Source organism: Vibrio sp. 1580, from assembly GCF_033340055.1.
In genome coordinates this window covers 1-18,594 of record NZ_JAWOVT010000015.1, presented here as the reverse complement: position 1 = coordinate 18,594, position 18,594 = coordinate 1, and the positions used below count along the sequence as shown (strand labels likewise).

At 49.4% G+C, this 18,594-nt stretch carries 29 protein-coding genes; all 29 read left to right on the top strand.

Features of this window, described 5'->3' with window-relative positions:
* The first annotated feature begins 1 nt into the window (after position 1).
* On the top strand, positions 2-745 hold the full coding sequence (locus tag R7093_RS20070; RefSeq protein ID WP_172692932.1) for a subclass B1 metallo-beta-lactamase VMB-1: 744 nt from the start codon (positions 2-4) through the stop codon (positions 743-745).
* Between the two features lie 82 nt (positions 746-827).
* Complete coding sequence (gene dfrA1, locus R7093_RS20065; RefSeq protein WP_000777554.1) at positions 828-1,301, top strand: trimethoprim-resistant dihydrofolate reductase DfrA1; 474 nt, start codon at positions 828-830, stop codon at positions 1,299-1,301.
* A gap of 151 nt (positions 1,302-1,452) precedes the next feature.
* Positions 1,453-2,319, top strand: coding sequence for a PSE family carbenicillin-hydrolyzing class A beta-lactamase (blaPSE, locus tag R7093_RS20060; RefSeq protein WP_172692933.1), 867 nt, complete (start codon positions 1,453-1,455; stop codon positions 2,317-2,319).
* Positions 2,320-2,710: 391 nt separating this feature from the next.
* Positions 2,711-3,148, top strand: coding sequence for a hypothetical protein (locus tag R7093_RS20055; RefSeq protein ID WP_238901844.1), 438 nt, complete (start codon positions 2,711-2,713; stop codon positions 3,146-3,148).
* Positions 3,149-3,213: 65 nt separating this feature from the next.
* Positions 3,214-3,438, top strand: coding sequence for a class I ribonucleotide reductase maintenance protein YfaE (yfaE, locus tag R7093_RS20050; RefSeq protein WP_001102700.1), 225 nt, complete (start codon positions 3,214-3,216; stop codon positions 3,436-3,438).
* A gap of 61 nt (positions 3,439-3,499) precedes the next feature.
* Positions 3,500-3,889, top strand: a complete 390-nt coding sequence (locus R7093_RS20045) for a hypothetical protein (protein ID WP_000026577.1) — start codon at positions 3,500-3,502, stop codon at positions 3,887-3,889.
* Positions 3,879-4,331: a hypothetical protein gene (locus tag R7093_RS20040; protein WP_001176699.1), complete on the top strand. Its 453-nt coding sequence runs from the start codon at positions 3,879-3,881 to the stop codon at positions 4,329-4,331. The genes R7093_RS20045 and R7093_RS20040 overlap by 11 nt, the downstream gene beginning before the upstream one ends.
* A 4-nt stretch (positions 4,332-4,335) precedes the next feature.
* Positions 4,336-4,611: a hypothetical protein gene (locus R7093_RS20035; protein WP_000340223.1), complete on the top strand. Its 276-nt coding sequence runs from the start codon at positions 4,336-4,338 to the stop codon at positions 4,609-4,611.
* A gap of 57 nt (positions 4,612-4,668) precedes the next feature.
* On the top strand, positions 4,669-4,860 hold the full coding sequence (locus R7093_RS20030) for a hypothetical protein (protein ID WP_000651508.1): 192 nt from the start codon (positions 4,669-4,671) through the stop codon (positions 4,858-4,860).
* Between the two features lie 68 nt (positions 4,861-4,928).
* Complete coding sequence (locus R7093_RS20025; RefSeq protein WP_000994741.1) at positions 4,929-5,282, top strand: hypothetical protein; 354 nt, start codon at positions 4,929-4,931, stop codon at positions 5,280-5,282.
* A 191-nt stretch (positions 5,283-5,473) separates the two neighbouring features.
* Entirely contained in the window at positions 5,474-5,818 is a 345-nt protein-coding gene (locus R7093_RS20020; protein WP_000209093.1) for a hypothetical protein, read from the top strand.
* Between the two features lie 77 nt (positions 5,819-5,895).
* Positions 5,896-6,198: a hypothetical protein gene (locus tag R7093_RS20015; protein ID WP_000410925.1), complete on the top strand. Its 303-nt coding sequence runs from the start codon at positions 5,896-5,898 to the stop codon at positions 6,196-6,198.
* A 77-nt stretch (positions 6,199-6,275) separates the two neighbouring features.
* A complete protein-coding gene (locus R7093_RS20010) occupies positions 6,276-6,680 on the top strand; it encodes a hypothetical protein (protein ID WP_254216662.1) in 405 nt (134 codons plus the stop codon).
* On the top strand, positions 6,667-7,896 hold the full coding sequence (locus R7093_RS20005) for a DNA cytosine methyltransferase (RefSeq protein ID WP_254216663.1): 1,230 nt from the start codon (positions 6,667-6,669) through the stop codon (positions 7,894-7,896). Before R7093_RS20010 ends, R7093_RS20005 begins: the two co-directional genes overlap by 14 nt.
* 60 nt (positions 7,897-7,956) lie before the next feature.
* Positions 7,957-8,388, top strand: coding sequence for a hypothetical protein (locus tag R7093_RS20000; RefSeq protein WP_000687894.1), 432 nt, complete (start codon positions 7,957-7,959; stop codon positions 8,386-8,388).
* Between the two features lie 73 nt (positions 8,389-8,461).
* On the top strand, positions 8,462-9,013 hold the full coding sequence (locus R7093_RS19995; RefSeq protein ID WP_172692934.1) for a hypothetical protein: 552 nt from the start codon (positions 8,462-8,464) through the stop codon (positions 9,011-9,013).
* Positions 9,014-9,245: 232 nt separating this feature from the next.
* Positions 9,246-9,632 carry a hypothetical protein gene (locus R7093_RS19990; RefSeq protein WP_000042274.1) on the top strand — a complete coding sequence of 129 codons (387 nt, stop codon included), beginning with the start codon at positions 9,246-9,248 and terminating at the stop codon, positions 9,630-9,632.
* Between the two features lie 87 nt (positions 9,633-9,719).
* A complete protein-coding gene (locus R7093_RS19985) occupies positions 9,720-12,173 on the top strand; it encodes a phosphoadenosine phosphosulfate reductase (protein WP_001187970.1) in 2,454 nt (817 codons plus the stop codon).
* Between the two features lie 201 nt (positions 12,174-12,374).
* Positions 12,375-12,578 carry a hypothetical protein gene (locus R7093_RS19980; protein ID WP_000050848.1) on the top strand — a complete coding sequence of 68 codons (204 nt, stop codon included), beginning with the start codon at positions 12,375-12,377 and terminating at the stop codon, positions 12,576-12,578.
* Positions 12,579-12,649: 71 nt separating this feature from the next.
* Positions 12,650-13,255 carry a 5'-deoxynucleotidase gene (yfbR, locus tag R7093_RS19975; protein WP_000071870.1) on the top strand — a complete coding sequence of 202 codons (606 nt, stop codon included), beginning with the start codon at positions 12,650-12,652 and terminating at the stop codon, positions 13,253-13,255.
* A complete protein-coding gene (locus R7093_RS19970; protein WP_000184110.1) occupies positions 13,248-13,517 on the top strand; it encodes a hypothetical protein in 270 nt (89 codons plus the stop codon). The genes yfbR and R7093_RS19970 overlap by 8 nt, the downstream gene beginning before the upstream one ends.
* Complete coding sequence (locus R7093_RS19965) at positions 13,507-13,749, top strand: hypothetical protein (protein ID WP_405532174.1); 243 nt, start codon at positions 13,507-13,509, stop codon at positions 13,747-13,749. The genes R7093_RS19970 and R7093_RS19965 overlap by 11 nt, the downstream gene beginning before the upstream one ends.
* Positions 13,750-13,822: 73 nt before the next feature.
* Positions 13,823-14,380 (top strand): pyruvate dehydrogenase, encoded by a 558-nt coding sequence (locus tag R7093_RS19960; protein ID WP_000064431.1) that lies wholly within the window; start codon positions 13,823-13,825, stop codon positions 14,378-14,380.
* Positions 14,381-14,454: 74 nt separating this feature from the next.
* Positions 14,455-15,306, top strand: a complete 852-nt coding sequence (locus R7093_RS19955) for a hypothetical protein (RefSeq protein ID WP_000595210.1) — start codon at positions 14,455-14,457, stop codon at positions 15,304-15,306.
* Positions 15,307-15,510: 204 nt separating this feature from the next.
* Complete coding sequence (locus R7093_RS19950) at positions 15,511-15,657, top strand: hypothetical protein (RefSeq protein WP_001032042.1); 147 nt, start codon at positions 15,511-15,513, stop codon at positions 15,655-15,657.
* A 106-nt stretch (positions 15,658-15,763) separates the two neighbouring features.
* A complete protein-coding gene (locus R7093_RS19945; protein ID WP_001077335.1) occupies positions 15,764-16,150 on the top strand; it encodes a hypothetical protein in 387 nt (128 codons plus the stop codon).
* A gap of 177 nt (positions 16,151-16,327) precedes the next feature.
* Positions 16,328-18,055 carry a toprim domain-containing protein gene (locus R7093_RS19940; RefSeq protein WP_000122923.1) on the top strand — a complete coding sequence of 576 codons (1,728 nt, stop codon included), beginning with the start codon at positions 16,328-16,330 and terminating at the stop codon, positions 18,053-18,055.
* On the top strand, positions 17,997-18,320 hold the full coding sequence (locus R7093_RS19935; protein WP_015058952.1) for a hypothetical protein: 324 nt from the start codon (positions 17,997-17,999) through the stop codon (positions 18,318-18,320). Before R7093_RS19940 ends, R7093_RS19935 begins: the two co-directional genes overlap by 59 nt.
* Before the next feature lie 72 nt (positions 18,321-18,392).
* Positions 18,393-18,594, top strand: a 202-nt coding sequence (locus R7093_RS19930; protein WP_042632561.1) for a hypothetical protein, incomplete at its 3' end; no start/stop codon positions are given.

Sequence of the window (18,594 nt, the reverse complement as noted above, 5' to 3'; positions counted from 1 at the left end):
CATGAAGTATATTATTCTATTCCTTCTCTTGATTCCTTCTATTGTATTTGCAAACAACGAAGGCACTAAAGAACTTAAATTAAAAAAGTTAAGTGATAACGTTTATCAACATATTTCATATAAGAGGGTTGAGCCATGGGGTTTAATTGGAGCCTCAGGCTTAGTTGTTATTAATGGCACTGAAGCACATATGATTGATACACCTTGGACAACCCAAGGAACAAAACAACTAATTGAATGGATTGAGGCTAAAGGTCTAACTATAAAAAGTGCAGTAGTTACGCATTTTCATGAGGATGCTAGTGGTGATATACCACTTTTAAATGATTTGAAAATAAAAACGTATGCAACATCACTAACTAATAAGCTTCTTAAATTAAACCAAAAAGAAGTGTCTAGTGATGAAATATCAAGTAATACCTTTGAATTTATTGATGGTGTTGCTAGTGTATTTTATCCCGGAGCGGGGCATACAGAGGATAATATTGTTGTTTGGCTACCTAATGAAAAGATATTGTTTGGAGGTTGTTTTGTAAAAAGCCTTAAGAATAAAAATTTAGGTTATACAGGCGACGCAAATATTAGTGAATGGCCAAACTCTATGCAAAAAGTCATTAATCGTTATCCTGATGCCAAATTAGTTGTTCCAGGACATGGTGAAGTCGGAGATGTTAGCTTACTGAAGCATACTCAAGCATTAGCTTTGTCTGCAGCGGCCTCTAACAAGAAAATCAACAAGGACTAAAAACAGTGGGCTGTTCGCTCCGCTCCATTTTAGCCCACTATTTTTAGCCTGTTATTTAGGCGTTAACCTCTGAGGAAGAATTGTGAAACTATCACTAATGGTAGCTATATCGAAGAATGGAGTTATCGGGAATGGCCCTGATATTCCATGGAGTGCCAAAGGTGAACAGCTCCTGTTTAAAGCTATTACCTATAACCAATGGCTGTTGGTTGGACGCAAGACTTTTGAATCAATGGGAGCATTACCCAACCGAAAGTATGCGGTCGTAACACGTTCAAGTTTTACATCTGACAATGAGAACGTATTGATCTTTCCATCAATTAAAGATGCTTTAACCAACCTAAAGAAAATAACGGATCATGTCATTGTTTCAGGTGGTGGGGAGATATACAAAAGCCTGATCGATCAAGTAGATACACTACATATATCTACAATAGACATCGAGCCGGAAGGTGATGTTTACTTTCCTGAAATCCCCAGCAATTTTAGGCCAGTTTTTACCCAAGACTTCGCCTCTAACATAAATTATAGTTACCAAATCTGGCAAAAGGGTTAACAAGTGGCAGCAACGGATTCGCAAACCTGTCACGCCTTTTGTACCAAAAGCCGCGCCAGGTTTGCGATCCGCTGTGCCAGGCGTTAGCCTTATTTGAATACTTCACACTCTGATATAAGATGTAAGCCAATCAAAATGATGAGGTTATTACATGAAGCTTTTACTGGTATTTTCGCTTTTAATACCGTCTATGGTGTTTGCAAATAGTTCAAAGTTTCAACAGGTTGAACAAGATGCTAAGGTAATTGAAGCATCTCTTTCTGCGCATATAGGGATTTCTGTTCTTGATACTCAAACTGGAGAGTCTTGGGATTACAATGGCAATCAGCGTTTTCCTTTAACAAGTACTTTTAAAACAATAGCTTGTGCTAAATTATTATATGATGCTGAGCAAGGGGAAATAAATCCTAAGAGTACAGTTGAGATCAAAAAAGCAGATCTTGTGACCTATTCTCCCGTAATAGAAAAGCAAGTAGGACAAGCAATAACACTCGATGATGCGTGTTTCGCAACTATGACGACAAGTGATAATGCAGCAGCAAATATCATCCTAAATGCCCTAGGAGGTCCTGAAAGTGTGACGGATTTTCTAAGACAAATCGGAGATAAAGAAACCCGTCTAGACCGTATTGAACCTGAATTAAATGAAGGCAAGCTTGGTGATTTGAGGGATACGACAACTCCTAATGCAATAGTGAATACTTTAAATGAATTATTATTTGGTTCCACATTGTCTCAAGATGGCCAGAAAAAATTAGAGTATTGGATGGTGAATAATCAAGTCACTGGTAATTTATTGAGGTCAGTATTGCCAGAGGGATGGAATATTGCGGATCGTTCAGGTGCTGGCGGATTTGGTGCTCGGAGTATTACAGCCGTTGTTTGGAGTGAAGCTCAATCCCCAATCATAGTTAGTATCTATCTAGCGCAAACAGAGGCTTCAATAGCAGATCGAAATGATGCAATTGTTAAAATTGGTCGTTCAATTTTTGAAATTTATTCATCACAATCGCGTTGATAAGGCTAACAAAGCATTTAAGAGGGACAGCCAACGCGTGGCATTTTTATTATGCGTTGGTTTTTGTGGTTACGGTGTTATGCGGTAAGTTGGTAGTAGCGTTGGCTGCCCCTTAATGCGGCGTTATTCCGAAATCTGAATGTCCGCTTTGCGACCCTTACGAACGCGTTTAAGCTCTCGTAGAATTTTCCCCCTGCCGAGTATGAACAGCCACCTATAAGTTGTTTGGCAACCTCCTGCCGTTCCCGCAACATTCAACGCGATTCCTGAATCTTGAAAGGTTACAATGAGCTCAAAATTACTCGGAAAACACCAAAAAGTGTCACTTTATTGATTTCTCGTAAAAACAGGCACTTGAGAAAATGTTACATGTTACTGGAGTACTAAACAGATGGGAAACCTGAGGCGCGATGGGGATTATTTCAACCTGTCCAGCCTTGTGGAACGTATCGCACCTGGGAAGCTGGTGGATGAGATCATCAAAACACAGCACAACTGTGTGAGTGACCGAACTCAGTATTCCGGGAAGCTGGTGCGTATCGCCCATGAAAAGCTGTTGGTGTTTCGTCGTAACGACGTTGCCTCATCGCTCTGTCTTCTTGCTGCCGTACACCGTCGAGCAACCAATATGGTTTCGACTACGTGGAAAGCTGCAATACGCCGAACCCTACAGGGGAAAACGTTGAAGCTGGAGCAGATTTACAAAGAGATTGAACCCTACGCAAAGCATCGAGAGAACAACCACTGGCAAGCAAAGGTCAGGCAAGTTCTTCAAGATGCCAGGTTCTTTATTCGCATCGAGGTAGGTGTCTATGCACTTGCTGAGTAGCCCAACCGGGGCGTGACATCCCGGAGGGGATTGGTCGCGCTCATCAACAACAAAGGAGCGTGACCATGAACGTACAACTTCAAGCCAGCAACAATGTGCTGTTGGCGCAAATCGAAAGCAAAGGCCTCACTGTTGAAACGCATTGTCGCAGTGGCTTTTGTGGCATGTGCCGGGTTCGTCTACTCGAAGGTCAAGTGGCCTATGACGAGACGCCCATCGCATTTGTCAAAGAAGGGGAAGTGTTGGTTTGCTGCGCTAAAGCAAAAACCGATGTGACCTTGGAAATTTAACCCATCCGGAGGAGCCTTTCCTGCGGGTGGGGCTCCTCTATCCATTACGAGGAGAAACACTATGTCTATCAATACCAAAGTTGAACAAATCGCATACGGTCATGCTACCGCTCTAGTGCTCAGTGAACTGGGCCAACAAGAGAATTGGTGCAAGGCTTATGAGTATTTGTCTGAGTGTGTCGAACGGGGAGACGAGCCTGAGGATCTGGTCGTTTGGCAACCGTTTGAGCACTGGGAATGGAAAGACATTCTGGAGCAAATCGAGAGCGAAGCCGAGTCTCTGCTTTCGACTATTAAGTCCGTTTTAGGCTTGGCCCACAAAGGCATCATTCAGTCAGCAATTGACTGCTCTCTGGATTCGGACATGACCCAGCTTGACCTGATTGGAATGGTCGAGCTCGGAAGTGAAATCGAAGATGGGGAGTGTGCTGGAGGTGGCTATGCAGCTTAACCGATACACGGCCAGGGAGTCTGACAAAAGTCGGATACTTCGGACCATCGGCTGGTGCAAGCGCAATCACCTTACACTTGCCGGTCTTCCATACGAGGACAATCTTGCAGGAAGTGACGGGATCAGCATAGAGATCATCACTCCTCCTGGTATGTCGCGGGAAATGTTGGAGCAAGCCGTCAGAGAGGGGTATTCAGAGCGAGATGTCGTAAGGCATCGCATTCTGGAGTGCCCTGTCGGTTGGTTCATGGAAGCTGATGGCAAGGCATTTGATCATGAAGTGTTCCACGATTACGTGGTGGCTCATGGTTATGGCGAACCTTCCAGCGAAGCCTATGAGCTGGCGGAGCGGTGGTTCTGGCAGGGCAACGATTATGCGTTGATAGCTGCGGAAATAGTTGCTCGTGATCTTTGTGTTCGTGATGACGAAGATGAGGACTGATCCTATGGATGCTGTAGCGCATATAGCAGCAGATAACCTTGTACCGGCATGTGGAGGTGCAGAGAAGCCGTTTACCGTTAGTGGTAGACAGTGGCTTTACTGCTATCACCCAGCCAGTGGGAGGCACTGCTACTTAGACCTCGATAATGACCGTCCAGTCTGGCATCGAGGATTTCATCCTGCTTTTCATCCTGAGCTTGAGTTCGCTGATGAAGCTGAGTTGCTTCGACCAGTTGAGCGAAAGCCTGACCATGAAGAGCTGGAGGATTTTTACTTTTAACCCACGGGGCCGCTCTTCCTGATGGGAGACGGTCCTCCATTCTCAAAGGAGAAGACCATGAAAGATCACAGTCAAACGATTGTGTTCCCTGGGAACAATGTTGAATCACTTGCTGAGGCTAACGCCATGTTGAGCGCTGTGTCGGAAGATGCACGTAAAGCCAGCAATACGGAAGACAAACGTGACCTTGAATCGCTTCAAGGCTGGCTGGAAGAGAACATCAATTCTCAACTGGCAGGCGTGAAGTAACTATGACTGTAACCCCACTGGGGGCTTCATGCCCCTGTGGGGGCATGGTGCCCGTAAAAGGAGTCACCATGAATGCAGTGAAGATGATCCAGAAGGAAAACCAGCTTGAGCTGCCGCTTTTCTTCCTGGATGAAGAGCCGAAGACCGCAGAAGTCATTCCATTTGAGCCAAAGCCTGAATGGACTGATGATGAGGTAAGGCAGTTACGTGATGGGCTTTTATGGCATAGCCTTAGAGTCCTTGCTGATGGTCGAGCTGGAAGTGAAATCAAGCAGGAAACGATGGCTTGGGTGATGTCCGATGAGGTACATCCATTCTCATTTGTGGTCTGCTGCGATGAAGCAGGTTACGATCCATCTGGAGTAAGGGAAGGCGTGAAGTCTATCCTAAACCGCTTAGCGCGGGTTAAAGCGGGGGGTTAACCCCCTGCTTTCCCAGTGGCATCGACTTTCACATGTGAAAGTTTGTGCCCCTCGGAAAGCAAGATTTTGCTCTCTGTCGAGAGTGAATAGTGAGGTAGCTGGCCTCCCCAAACAAACAGCATTCTACATAACCCTTGGGGGATCACTGCCCCTCGGGCTGGTGGTTCCCTGACAAACATGGAGCCACAACTATGACTACTCTTGCCAGCTTTGCGAATCCGATTTCTGTTATTCAACGCTCACCAACCAGTGGGGTGTTTGGCACAAATCAGTTCGTAGGAGACAAAGAGGGATTTGTACAAAAGGTGCTCGGAAAGTGGTACTGCAATCCAGGGAATACCATTCCCGTTGAGAGCATGTCCCACCTTGAGCAGGCGGAGAAACTGTATGACTTCTATGTCAAGTATCTCCAAGTGAAAGAAAAGATCTCTGTGAACCTTGGCCGGGTGCTGCATAAGCTGTACAGCACTGGTTCTATCAAGGAAGCAGAGATCGTGCTTGAAGCAATAAAGGCTCAGGCTGGCGTAACAGCTTGAGCAATCTACTAACCCTAAACCGGGTGCATCCGCCCGGTTCGGGACGTGGTGCGCCCCCAAACTATTTGGAGTGCATCATGGAAAAACATAACCTCAAATCCGGATTCAGCATCTATTTCGCTGACGTCCATTTCGAGAAACAAGTCTACGCATTCGGCTCAGGACTTGGCTTCACCTCTGTGATTTACGCCTACTCGCTGGGCCGAGATCCGGAAGAAGCTGAGAAGCTGGCGCTTGAAAAGTACGACTCTGACGAAACGAAGGTGAAGAAGGTGCATGTCAATCTGGCTCGCAGCCAGGACATCAACCGCTACACCTTCCCTGAACAAATGGCTGGCTTTGCTAATGCCATTCAGTCTCACGGCATCGCTGTGAACTGAGAACCACTTTAAACCCATCGGGGCCATTACTTCCCGATTGGGACGGTAGTGGCCTCTCAACCGAAAGGAGAGAGCTCATGGCTACTATCGTAAACACCAAGTTAGGAGAACATCGAGGCAAGAAGCGCGTCTGGCTGGAAGGCCAAAAGCTACTGCGTGAAGGTTACTATCCTGGCATGAAGTATGATCTGGAGCTGAAAGATTCCCAGGTTGTGCTTCGCGTCAAAGAGGAGGGTAAGTTCACCATCAGTAAGCGCGAGCGCAATGGCCGGGTGTCTCCAATCATCGATCTGACCGTGCAGGAGCTTGCTACCGTTTTTGACGGTGTAGAGATGCTCCGCGTGTTCATCCGTAACGGCGCAATTGTGATCTCTGCTCACCATCAACAAGAGCGAGTGATCGAGCGCGTCAACCGGCTTATCAGTAAGCTGGAGAATGGAGAATCGCTTTCGGTATGCAGCCTCTTTCATGGGGGTGCTTGATAAAGCGATTCACGCCGGTTTTCACAAGGCGGGAATTGCCAGTGCCATATCTGTGGCCGTGGAGATGGAAGGGAAATATCTCGATTCGTCTTTGGCAAATAACCCGGAGCTTTGGAACGAAGATTCTATTGTTATCGAATCGCCAATCCAGGCTGTGAATCTCAGCAAACGCCCACCACAGGTGGATGTTTTGATGGGGGGCATACCGTGTACCGGCGCGTCAAAGTCAGGTCGCAGTAAGAACAAGTTGGAGTTTGCCGAATCGCATGAGGCGGCAGGTGCCATGTTCTTCAACTTCCTGCAATTCGTAGAAGCGCTAAACCCAGCCGTTGTGCTGATTGAGAACGTGCCTGAGTACCAGAACACCGCTTCGATGGAAGTGATTCGTTCGGTGCTCTCTTCGTTGGGTTACTCCCTACAAGAGCGCATTCTCGACGGCAATGAGTTTGGGGTTATTGAGCGCCGCAAGCGTCTTTGTGTTGTTGCGCTTTCCCACGGGATCGACGGGTTTGAACTTGAGAAGGTTCAGCCTGTTCGCACCAAGGAAAGTCGCATACAGGACATCCTGGAGCCAGTTCCGCTCGATTCTGAACGTTGGAAGTCATTTGACTATCTGGCTGAGAAGGAGTTGAGAGACAAAGCTGCTGGCAAGGGGTTCTCTCGCCAGCTTCTGACTGGCGACGATGAGTTTTGCGGCACCATAGGTAAGGACTATGCAAAATGCAGAAGTACCGAACCTTTCATTGTTCATCCAGAACAGCCGGAGTTGTCTCGCATCTTTACACCGACAGAACATTGTCGAGTGAAAGGGATACCAGAGGAACTCATCCAAGGTCTGTCGGACACTATTGCCCACCAGATTCTCGGGCAATCGGTAGTCTTTCCCGCGTTCGAGGCTTTAGCCCTCGCATTAGGGAACAGCCTGTGGAGCTGGGTTGGAATGATGCCAATCATGGTCGAAGTCGTGGATGAATCACAGCCGGTGATCGGTGGTGAAGACTTCCATTGGGCAACGGCATTGGTTGACGCAAAGGGCACTCTCAAGCTGTCACCGGCAGCGAAAAAACAGGGGATGCCCTTCAACATTATGGATGGTCAATTGGCTGTCTATTCACCTAACGGAACTAAAAAGAGCTGCGGCCATGAGCCTTGCGAATATCTCCCGGTAATGATGTCCGGAGACGCAATCATGGTCACTTCATCTTTGGTTCATTAGTAACTCACCGGGGCAATGCCGAAAGGCCTTTGCTCCGGCCTATCCGAAAGGAGAGTAATCATGAAAATCGAAACTGTTGTGCCTTTACCTCCCGAGGATTCAGGCCTTCAACACTGCATTGCCAGGTTCCATAACCGCAACATGGATTCCAAGCGAAAAGACAAGACCCGTTTTTTCAGGAGGGAGCCGGTTATGATCGTAAACCCAGAGACCAAAGCAAAGGTTCTCCGGTATGCGATGGGCAACCCTGGGAATTTATCCATCACAAAGCTGGCGGTCGCGCTGGATTACGATGCGGTAGATGCTCTGGGTGTTCGTTTTAAAGACACTGTAAATCTTGAGGTTCGCAGAGCCAGGCGCTGGGAAGTCTGGCAGTGGTTCTGGAACCATCCGGATCAAAGTGTCCAACTGTCAATCAAATTGGGCGTGGTTGGCGCTGTGTTGGGAGTCATGGGCTTCCTGACTGGCGTAGCTCCGTACCTCTTGGGATAAACCAATAAAGCCGTTAACGGGCAATGTAAGTCCGGAGACGGCTTGCATTGCTCTCTCGAAAGTGGAGAGTCAAATGAACACATTAGAACAACTTGTAAATCAGAGAGTGCTTGAGGAAGGTCTGAAAAAGGCGAAGCCATTGGCCGCGCAAATGGGGCTTGAATCTGTACCTGATGAGATGCTTGAAATGATCTGCCCAAACTTGAACTACTCTGGGCAGTTTACGCCAGCTCTGTACGCGAGATTTCAAAGCGTAAAGCGATTACTGAAAGAGTTGTCGGAACAAACCTCACCTAAGCACGGGCATATTGTGAAGTTTACCAACCAATATGGGAGCTACGATGAGTCAGCTTTGCTGTTCAAAGAAGGCGACGTCAGAAACCAGAACTTGGTTGCTTGTGTGGGCGGGAAGACGCTAAATCTCGGAGAGCTAGAGCTTCGAGATTATGGGCTCAATATGCACATCGGTTGCGGACCATTTGAGCCGAGCTCAGAAGCGCAGATTCAGTCCTTGTCTGAGTTTGACTTCTATGAGACGACCTACAGATTCTGGGGCCAGAATCCATGTGGAAACGGGATGATAGACATCACCGTCCCTATGAAACGTTGGTTCTTGACTGTGTAGCTTCAACCTGAGTGCGCCGAGAAATCGGCGTACCGGCCCCTTAAAAAGGGTAATCAGCGCAGGGGGAAACCCCGCGCTTTCCCAAGCATCTCGGTTTCCCAGGGTGCTTCGGAAAGTGCCTTAGGCGCTCAAGTGCGGTAGCTGGCTGCCAAAAACAAACAGCAAATTATCAACCCTGACGGGAGCACCTCCTGTTAGGGGGGCTCCGTCATAAACTGAACGGAGATATAGCATGTCTAAAAACGTCAACGATGTTTTTTCAAACCGAACTTCTTTGGAATGTACTGTAAATGCAGCGCTGGATCGTCGTATCGGTCTGCGTGTCGGGTTCCCTCATTACAGAGAAGGAGCAAACGGTGTGGTTTGTGAGATCGAAGCAGAGTACCCATTGCTCAACACTCATTCGAGTGTTGCATGGCCCCTGCTCGATGAACTCAACAGTTACACCATCCAAAAAAACCAATCGCTCATTGATCACATTGATAATGCGGTCGCTGAACTGTTGAAACACAAGGCTCGTCTACAGCTTGATATTCAAAAGCTGCAAGACGGTGACATTGATCTGGTGAAACAGGCCAAGCAGCAATACGAAGACAACCAGATGTCGAGTAGCAGCTAGTTCAGGTCTGATAGCCAGGATTCAATTTTAACCCTACCGGGGTGCTTTCCCGGAAGGGATGGGCACCCTGCTAATCCAGGAGGCCCTATGCAACAAACATTAAACTTTGATCTATCAGAACAACCCATCCCAGTGCTTTTGCGTGGGGATAAGTGGGATTCTGTTTGGTCAGAACTGACTGATAACGAGGATTTGAACTTCGTTGATGCCAGTAGAGGAACCAGTCTGTCATCGTTGATCACGTCATCGGTTGAGTCCATTCACACGGCCTTAATTGATGGGTGGACCATGATGATCGGCTATTCCAGTGGTAAAGATTCTGAAACGGTCTTGCACCTGTTCCTGATGGCCCTGATCCGGGCTGTAAGGAGTGGGGCGACCATCAGCCAGCACCACTTCATCTTGCACACTGACACACTGATCGAAAGCCCAGAGGTAAGGTGGCTGGCGGATCAGAAACTGGCCGAGCTGGAGCGTTTCATTGCGAAGGAAAACCTTCCTCTGACCATCGTTCTAGCAAAGCCTGGGATCTCGCAGAGTTGGACGGGCCGAATCCTTACTGGGAGGGGGTTGCCTACGTTTTCCAACTCCACGGCCCGCCAGTGTAGCCAGGATTTAAAAATCACCTCTGCCAAAAGAGCGAAGGCAGCTTATATGCGAGAGCTTCCCAAAGAGGTTCGACAGAAAGTCTGCCTTTTGCTGGGCAGTCGTGATGCTGAAAGCACTATTCGTGCGGCCAACATTGCAAAACAGCGAGGAAGCTCAGATCGCGTCATTAAGACGAAAGATGGGGGTGAGCTGTATGTGGTGAAAAACTGGTTGGCGAGTGATGTCTGGGAGTTCTTACTATCCGCTGGCATGGGCTCAGCATATCCTCTGCCAAGTTACTTGGAGAGCAATGTCACTACGGCAGAGCTTTACAAGGCGGCAACAGGGGAGTGCGTGTGGTCGGCAACAGAGAAGAAGGCCAGTGACGCCTGTGGCGCTCGCTTCGGTTGCTGGGCTTGCCAGGCTGTTGGGTTGGATAAGTCAATGGAGACGTTGCTTGCCACGGACCCTGAAAGGCATGGCTATATGTCGGGGCTGAACCGCATCCAGCGCTACTTGGCAAAACGCCGGTACGCATGGGAAGACCGCCATCCCGTAGGTCGAACGATTTACGAGGGCGGATACATCAAAATACAGCCGGACGTTTACAGTCCTGTTTTCCTAGAACGATTGCTTCATGTCTGTTGCAGCATGGACTACATGGAGCAAAAGAGAGCTGATGAGCTGGCATACAAGCTGGCTACTGGTCAAGCAGAGGATAACGACTGGAACCGTCGAATGGCAGAGCCACAATTCCGGATCATATCGGAAGAGGCTTTAGTCCATATCGACTTCATGTGGGCCTTCCATCATTTCAATGATAAGCCTTTCCATGCCCTGGAGATTTACCACAGGGTTTGGTCGATGGGTGATCTGGACTTGCTGGAAGACGAGCCGCAGTGTGAAACCGTTCCTCAGTCACCAATTCCGAAGCCATTGTGGTTGAAGGTTGGTCGCTGGGGCGATGGTTCGCTTTCTGATGGCTTGGCCGATCCGTTAGCGGAAATGGCTTACTTTGACGGCGGGGATGACCCGTTGGCAGCGCAAGTGATCAATACCGCAGACGGAAAGAGAAGGGTGGTTTGCTTCGCAGAAGATGATGAAGTGAAAGTCGATCCCGACTCCGCTGCGTTCATCATCTGGAACGAATACCCGCGACTAAGGGAGTCTGTACTAAAGGGACATTATACGCCCGGTAGTGCAGCGCAGTTCTACCTTCGGTTCGGAGCAATCCAGCTTGCGAAAGGAAAAGGCGCTTTGTATCACCGTATGATGCAAAGAGGTCAAACCTACCACCAGATGGGCCTTACAGGGCTACAGACGATGGAAGGAATCCAACAGCGCAAGGATGTCAAAGTGCTTAGCGATGCTAAGTACAAAGATCTGGTGAAGCGAAAAATCAAGGGAAGACTGGCAACGGTACGCTGGTGGGTCAACTTGCACTTAACGTTCAAGTACCATCTGCACCACCGTACTCCGACGGGGTTGTTCATCGAGAAGCAACTTGACCAGGAAGCAATGGAAGAACAGAAACGGCATCAGGAGCGATGGTTTAACTACGTGACTGACGCGATGCTTTGTTACTCCAGCGCATTCTGTATGAGCGTCATGGAAGGGCGAGAGGGGAGCGGAAACGCCAACATTCGTCGTTACATGGCCGCGACCAGAAGGAAGGCTTATACGGCCCTCTGCGAGCTCTTGGACAATACTGACGCCCAGTGGGTGAATGATGTGGTCCAGAGTGCCGTAGGGCAGTATGAGGCGATACAGGCAGCCCTAACCGAAGGTTCCGCGCTTGCTATCTATCTCGACTGGATCAACCTACTGTCAAAACGCCATCCAGCCTCTTTGGAGCGACATGTCAGAACGATGATCAAGGCGGTTCAACGCTTACATCGCCGCGACGACACAGAGTTGCAAAGAGGACAGCAAGGCTTGTCCTTGGCCGCATAAAAAGCCCTCCTTCGGGAGGGCTTTTTCTTTTGCACCCCAAAAGGGCAATTACAGCGTTTTACCCTTTTAGGTGGCTGTCATACTCTTTGTTCATTGTCAGCGCTTGCTGGCTATAACGGTAGCTGGCCCAAAACAGCAATAACCTAACCCCTCGGGAGGAAACCCCTCCTGGGTTCTCTCCCACAAACAAAGGAGAGAAGCATGAGCCTAGACAAGTTAAGTCGGCTGGTGGACCAACAACGAAAGACCCAGGATGAAATCGACAATGAAATCATTCTGGCCGTCAAAGAGGTGTTGGCTACAAACTCAGTCGGTTTAGCCCGTGAGCTTGTTGGGGGTGTCCCGCAAGATCATCCATTCCATCCGTTTTTACTCGCTATAGCTAAGCAGCTTGACCCGAGATAACTAAGTAACCCAACCGGGTACACCAAGGCCCGGTCGGCTTTGGTGTACCTCCAACCAATTTTGGAGGCACTATGTCTAATTCAAATTTCGGCTTTCTAGCTCTGGCCTTGCGCCAACGCCTGATCAAACGCTGGTCACTGATGCACTCTGTTCAACCGGAGTCTGTGTTGGAACACAGCGCTGTTGTTACCCTGCTTTCCTACCTGGCTGGCAATATTGCCATTCAGCAAGGGAAGTCGGTGGATCTGGCAGTCATGCTTGCTCATGCTTCGTTGCATGATGCAGCCGAGGTTCTCTGTTCGGATGTTGTAACACCGGTCAAGAAAGCAAACGCTGTTTTGCAGCGTGAGTTTGAACGACTGGAAAAGGCCGCAGAGGACAAACTCATCCAGACTCTTCCCGAAGAACTCCAGGATGCAGTCGCCATAGCCTTCGCTCCCGGTGGCTATGAACAATCACTGGTTAAGGCCTGTGATACCTACTCCGCTTACATCAAGTGCAAACTTGAGGTGGCCGCAGGTAATGGCCTTGAGTTCCAGGATGCTCTCAGCAAAATGGAACGTGTTGTTGCTCAGGTGAAATCGGACTTCCCGGAAATCGACGCTCTGGACAAATGGTTTGGTAACGGACTCGGCCATTCAGTAGATAAACTGCTGGCAGGGGGTAACGATGACTAATCCAATCCCTGGCGACATCAAGATTAAGGACTTTGGCCGCGACCGGAAATTCCGTTCGGTTGATGAGCTTCAAAGCACTTTGTCAGAACAGTACAAAGGTCAGCATGTCAGCATCGTTTACCCTGCAAAGCCCAGCGGTTTACTCCGCACGGTTTTTGTCAGTGTCGATGATGCTGGTGGCGTGAATCGAACCTATGGGGACCAGTCTCCTGTCGATTTTTCTGCCATCAAAGATGACCTGTATGTACCAAGTGACCTGTAGGAGAGCACTAGCTATGGTGGTGATCATCGTAAACACAGGACACTATGAGTTTATCGGCCTTGGTGAGACCCACGGACAAGCCACAGAAGGGCTTTTGAAACGCTGGGACGAACACTGCGAACGTAATCCGGATGCTGAGTCTGGTTACATGCAGGAGCTGATAGAAGAAGGAAGCGCACAAGTTGTCGAGATGGAGCCCGGCTCCGCCGTAATTTACGGACTTGACGGCTAAGCCTTCTCAACTAACCCACTCGGGCGCATCATCCCGAGAGGGTGTGGTGCGTCCTAACCAAAAGGAATGCACTATGTCTAACTTTGAACAAGCTCTGGAGCGTACTGACGGTAAAACACTGATTCTCAGCAATGGGAGTAAGTGGGCAGGCCAAGACCCGGACAGCATTCAGACTTTACTGGATGTCCTGGGTGACAACGTTCTTGACCCGATGTTTGAGCAGTATCACTGTTATCGCCCATACCCGTTTGAACCAATGGTGAGGACGGGGCGAAATGGCGAAATGTTCCAGCCTTGGCTTGGGGCAGCCTGCTTCTTTGGGAACTTCCTGACCGTCTCTCATGTTTTCAACATCATCACGAAAGATGACGGTGTTGTTGAGGCCTTAACAGAGGCGATCCGGAAGAATATGGCGACTGAACAGTACCAGCAGAATGCCTATGAGCGTTATGCCGGTTGGTTCTACGCTGAAACCAGCGAAGGGTTAAGGCTAGTCTCTCCAAGTGAGGCTGCCGACATCCGAGCTGGCGCAGTTTCAAAGCTGCGTTACCCAAGAAACTTCGAGGTTATGAAAACTGCGGTTCTCAAAGGTCCTCGATTTGATACTGAATTAAACCGCAAGGCTTCTTAACCCAAACATTAACCCCACGGGGGACATCGGTCCCTGAGGGGATGGTGTCTCCCTCTGAAATTAAGGAGATACCAATGATTAAACAGCATTTTCAAAACGAACTGGTTAAGTGTGGATACCCGGATGATCTGACGATTGAGTACAGTCTCGGATACTGCCAGGGGGATGGCGTAGCCTTCTACGGGGATTTGAGCGTTGATGACGTCAAAGCTCTCATGAATCGCCTATTCAGCACTGAGCCCGGCCAAGTGGATGCTGTCAGCCGCGTGAAGAACCTGATGGCACAGAAAGACATTGAGAATATGCTTTCTGTCCTCCGCGAATATGGTTCCTGTGACCTGTCCATTACTCGGAATAGTCACGGGCATCACTACAGCCATTGGAACTGCATGAACATCGACGACAACGTGGACTTCACAGGGATCTTCCCTGATGATGATTCCATGATTGGCACCGGCATTGAAGGGATTAACCAGGATATGGTCGAGCGCTGGCAAGACCTCTGGGAACGCTTTGTGCTGGAGCTGGCGGATGATGTAAAAAGTCTTTCCAAGAAGCTCGAAGCGGACGGGTACTCGCTGATCGAGGCCTCTCCATGCGAAGATGAAGTGGTTTGGGAACGGGCCACTGAAAACTACCTGGTGCGTGTTACTGAACTCCCTGAGCGGGATTTCGATATGGGCCACTGGGATGACGAAGTAAGAGACCAAACAATTTGTTCTATCCTGGAAGGGAAAGAGCGAGTGCTTGGCCTACGTGTTGAGGTACTCTCTCGTGAAAACGAGATTGTCCTGGGTGAAGAGAGTCTGCACGGCTTGACCGTTGCCAGTGATGACAAGAGCTACGCTGGCTACAGACGAGAACTTCTCCGGGGCGCTATCCAGCAAACCAGGGACTTTTTCTCTCGCCACCTCAAAGCGGCATAACAAGGCAGGGGGAAACCCCTGCTTTACTTCCCAAGTCTTCTTACTCATGGTTAAGCCATCAGTAAGCAGATTTTGTCCTCCCTGAGGGCGAAAGCGTGCGATAGCTGGTCGCCAAAAACAAACAGCAAATTAACGTTAATTTATTAATCCCTGCGGGAGTCTATCTCCTGCTGGAGATACCTCCCGTTATTTCTGGAGGTATCCATGAACAAATTCCAAGACTTTAAGTTGGTTTATCGTCAAGGTGGTCGTCGCTTAGAGCGTGTCTTTAAGGACACTCTTTACGCGAATGTGAAGCGTGTCGCTGACTCGTTTCCTCCGACCGTTCTTTGGCGCATTCAGCCAGCGTAAAACTCGGAACCTTAAAGCTCGGCTTTGGCCGTGACCTTTCAATAACCCATGCGGGTACACTTCCCCGCACGGGGTAGGTGTACCCATTAACTTTGGAGTACACCTTATGAACCAAGTAGCTAAATTGGACCTCGCCCAAATCCGTCAACAAGCCATCAATGATGGTCTGCTGGTGGACCAATCTTCCATCGGTAAACAAGCTGGTTTCCTGACCAATGTGGCAGTGACCCCGGCAATTGTCGATGGAGTATTTGGTGCAGATGGTAAGCACTCGGTAGAAGACTTCCTTTTCATGTTTTTGCAGCTTTGTGTTGCTCAAACAAAGGTCGCTTTTACCGACAACAAGAATTGGGGAAAGATTCGTCTTTATTACCCCATGCCCACTGTAGATGGCTTTTTCAAACCCACTGAGGTTGTGATTAAGTCAGATCCTGTAACCGCAGATGTCACAATCATGATGGCCTCGGAAGATGGCACTCATTTGTGCTTGTGATATTCACAAAATTCGCCTCCGTTTCGGGGGCGACCTTTTTAAACCCCTCGCCGGGGAGTTCTCCCCGGCTGGGGAGCCTCCTTGGCACATTCTCCCGGTGTCGGGGTTTCCTTAAAACCCTGGCGACGGGGGTTTAAGGAAGCCTCGATGCTGGGGTTCACGCTAAGGAGAAAACCTATGTCTTACTACAAAGCTGACACCGTTCGTGAAGCTGCAAACGGAAACTGGCTATTCATCCTGGCGGCCCTAGCGCCCCATCTTGAACCAGCTCTCCGTAAACCTGGTCGTCATGTTTCTTGTCCTATCCACGGCGGGAAAGATGGCTTCCGACTGTTCAAGGATGCCCACCTGACTGGTGGCGGCGTATGCAATACATGCGGTGCCAATCATGATGGTTTTGAGCTGCTGATGTGGCTCAATAACTGGGACTTTAAACAGTGCCTGAGCGAGGTTGGTGATTATCTGGGCGTTGAGAAAGAGCAACCCCAGTATCAACAAGCCGCTGCACCGACACGAGCTCCTGTCCAGGCCAAAGCGCCTGTTCAGCAAGAGCCTATGAAGGTGAATAACAAGGTTCTCGATTCCAAGAATCGTAAAAAATCCATTGCCGGTACTCTGATTGCCCACGGTAAAGCTCCTTATGAGCATAACGAAGACAACGAGCTCAGCTACTTTGCCTTCATCCGTGACAAGAGCGGTTTGGAACGCACCATCTGGGGCGTGGATCTTGAAAGAGCCATTGGTGAAAGTGAAGCCAAGTATGGGGATGAGATCGTCATGACAAACCTCGGGCGCGAGCCTGTAACTGTCGTCGTTGAAGTTAAGGACGAGCAGGGGAATGTTGTGAGAGAACAACCTATGCAAACGCATCGCAACACCTGGCTGGTGGAACGTCGCGGCGCTACGGTAACGCAGTTCCGCGCTCGCTCGAACGGTGGTGTTGAGCCGGTGAGTCACCATGTTGAGTCGGCCCCTGTGGTCAACCGCACGGTAGAAGCTCCGGCACCGCAAGTACAACATGCGGCCACACAACCGGAAGAGCAAAGCAGCGAAAACAAGCCGAAAGTTGTTCCGATGTTTCGTGAACAACCTAAGCCTTGGCTGCTTGAGCTCCAAGAAGAAATGGAGAAGAGAATGGAGCGCGAACGCGCTTACAGTGCTCGTCTCCGTGAGAAAATCGAGAAGGTATGGAACGAGTGTTTGCCGTTCTCCAGTCATGTGACTGAGCCAATGCGTCTGTACTTCAAAAACCGCGAGCTTCTGTTCAAGGTTGATGAAGTAGAAAAAACAGACTGTCTGCGGTTCAATCCGGCTATGGCCTACTACGACGAAGATGGCAATGAAGTTGGGAAATTCCCGGCTATCGTCTGCGCTATCCGAGATGTGGAAGGCAACCTGGTAACGCTCCACCGCACCTATCTCACCCAAAACGGTAAAAAAGCCAAGGTCGGCAACGCCAAGAAGATGATGCCCATTCCTGACGGTTTGGATGTCAATGGCGCGGCCATCCGCCTCGGTGAACCGACTGAGGGTATCCTGGGTGTTGCAGAAGGGCTGGAAACAGCCCTGTCAGCTTATCGAGTCACTCAAATCCCGGTTTGGTCAACGGTCAATGCGACCCTGATGGAGTCCTTCGAGGTTCCAGAAGGTGTTCACACCGTACTGATCTGGGCTGACAAAGATAAGTCTGTGACTGGTGAGAAGTCAGCGAACGTGCTGAAAGCCAAGCTGGAGAAGCGCGGCATTCGTGTGTACGTCCTGCTGCCTAAACTCCCGATCCCGCCCAGAGCGAAAGGGATTGACTGGAACGATGTCCTGATGAGTCAGGGAAGCCTCGGTTTCCCGAATGCTCGCTACCTGCGCGATTTCATTGCGAGAAGGAGAGCTGAGTATGGCCGTCATTGATGTCTCGAAGGTTGATACAACGCCTGGTAACGACGCGGTGTGCCCCTTTTCTCCCCCTGAGGGGTGGGAGGGGGACTCTGCGGCCTACGTTGAGCTTATGCGGTCTCGGTATCGTCATCTGATGCACGGCCAGAGAATGATGGTGACAGCCTCCTTCGCAAGAAGGGAGCCTATCCAAGTTACTGGCCCGTTTGCTGATGAAGCGACGAAGATCATTAACTCAATGAAGATGAACAAGGCGAAGCCAACAGCTTTGTCTGCCTAAAACTTTAACCCTGAGGGGGTGTTCATGCCCTCTCGGGCATGATTCGCCTCCTCTTCAACTATGGAGGTAATCATGAAAAAGTTTTTGCGTATTAAGACGTGGTTTGTGCGTCTTTTCTCTCCTGACAAGAAGACTCTGGGAGCTATCGGTGAAGACCTGCGTAAGGTCGCCGTAACAGCCATCGGTGTCGGTATTGTAGGGGTCGTCTCAGAAAACGGAATCTATGGTCACTCCCGTTTTTGCAACACCGATTTTGACGACAAGTTGGCTTGCT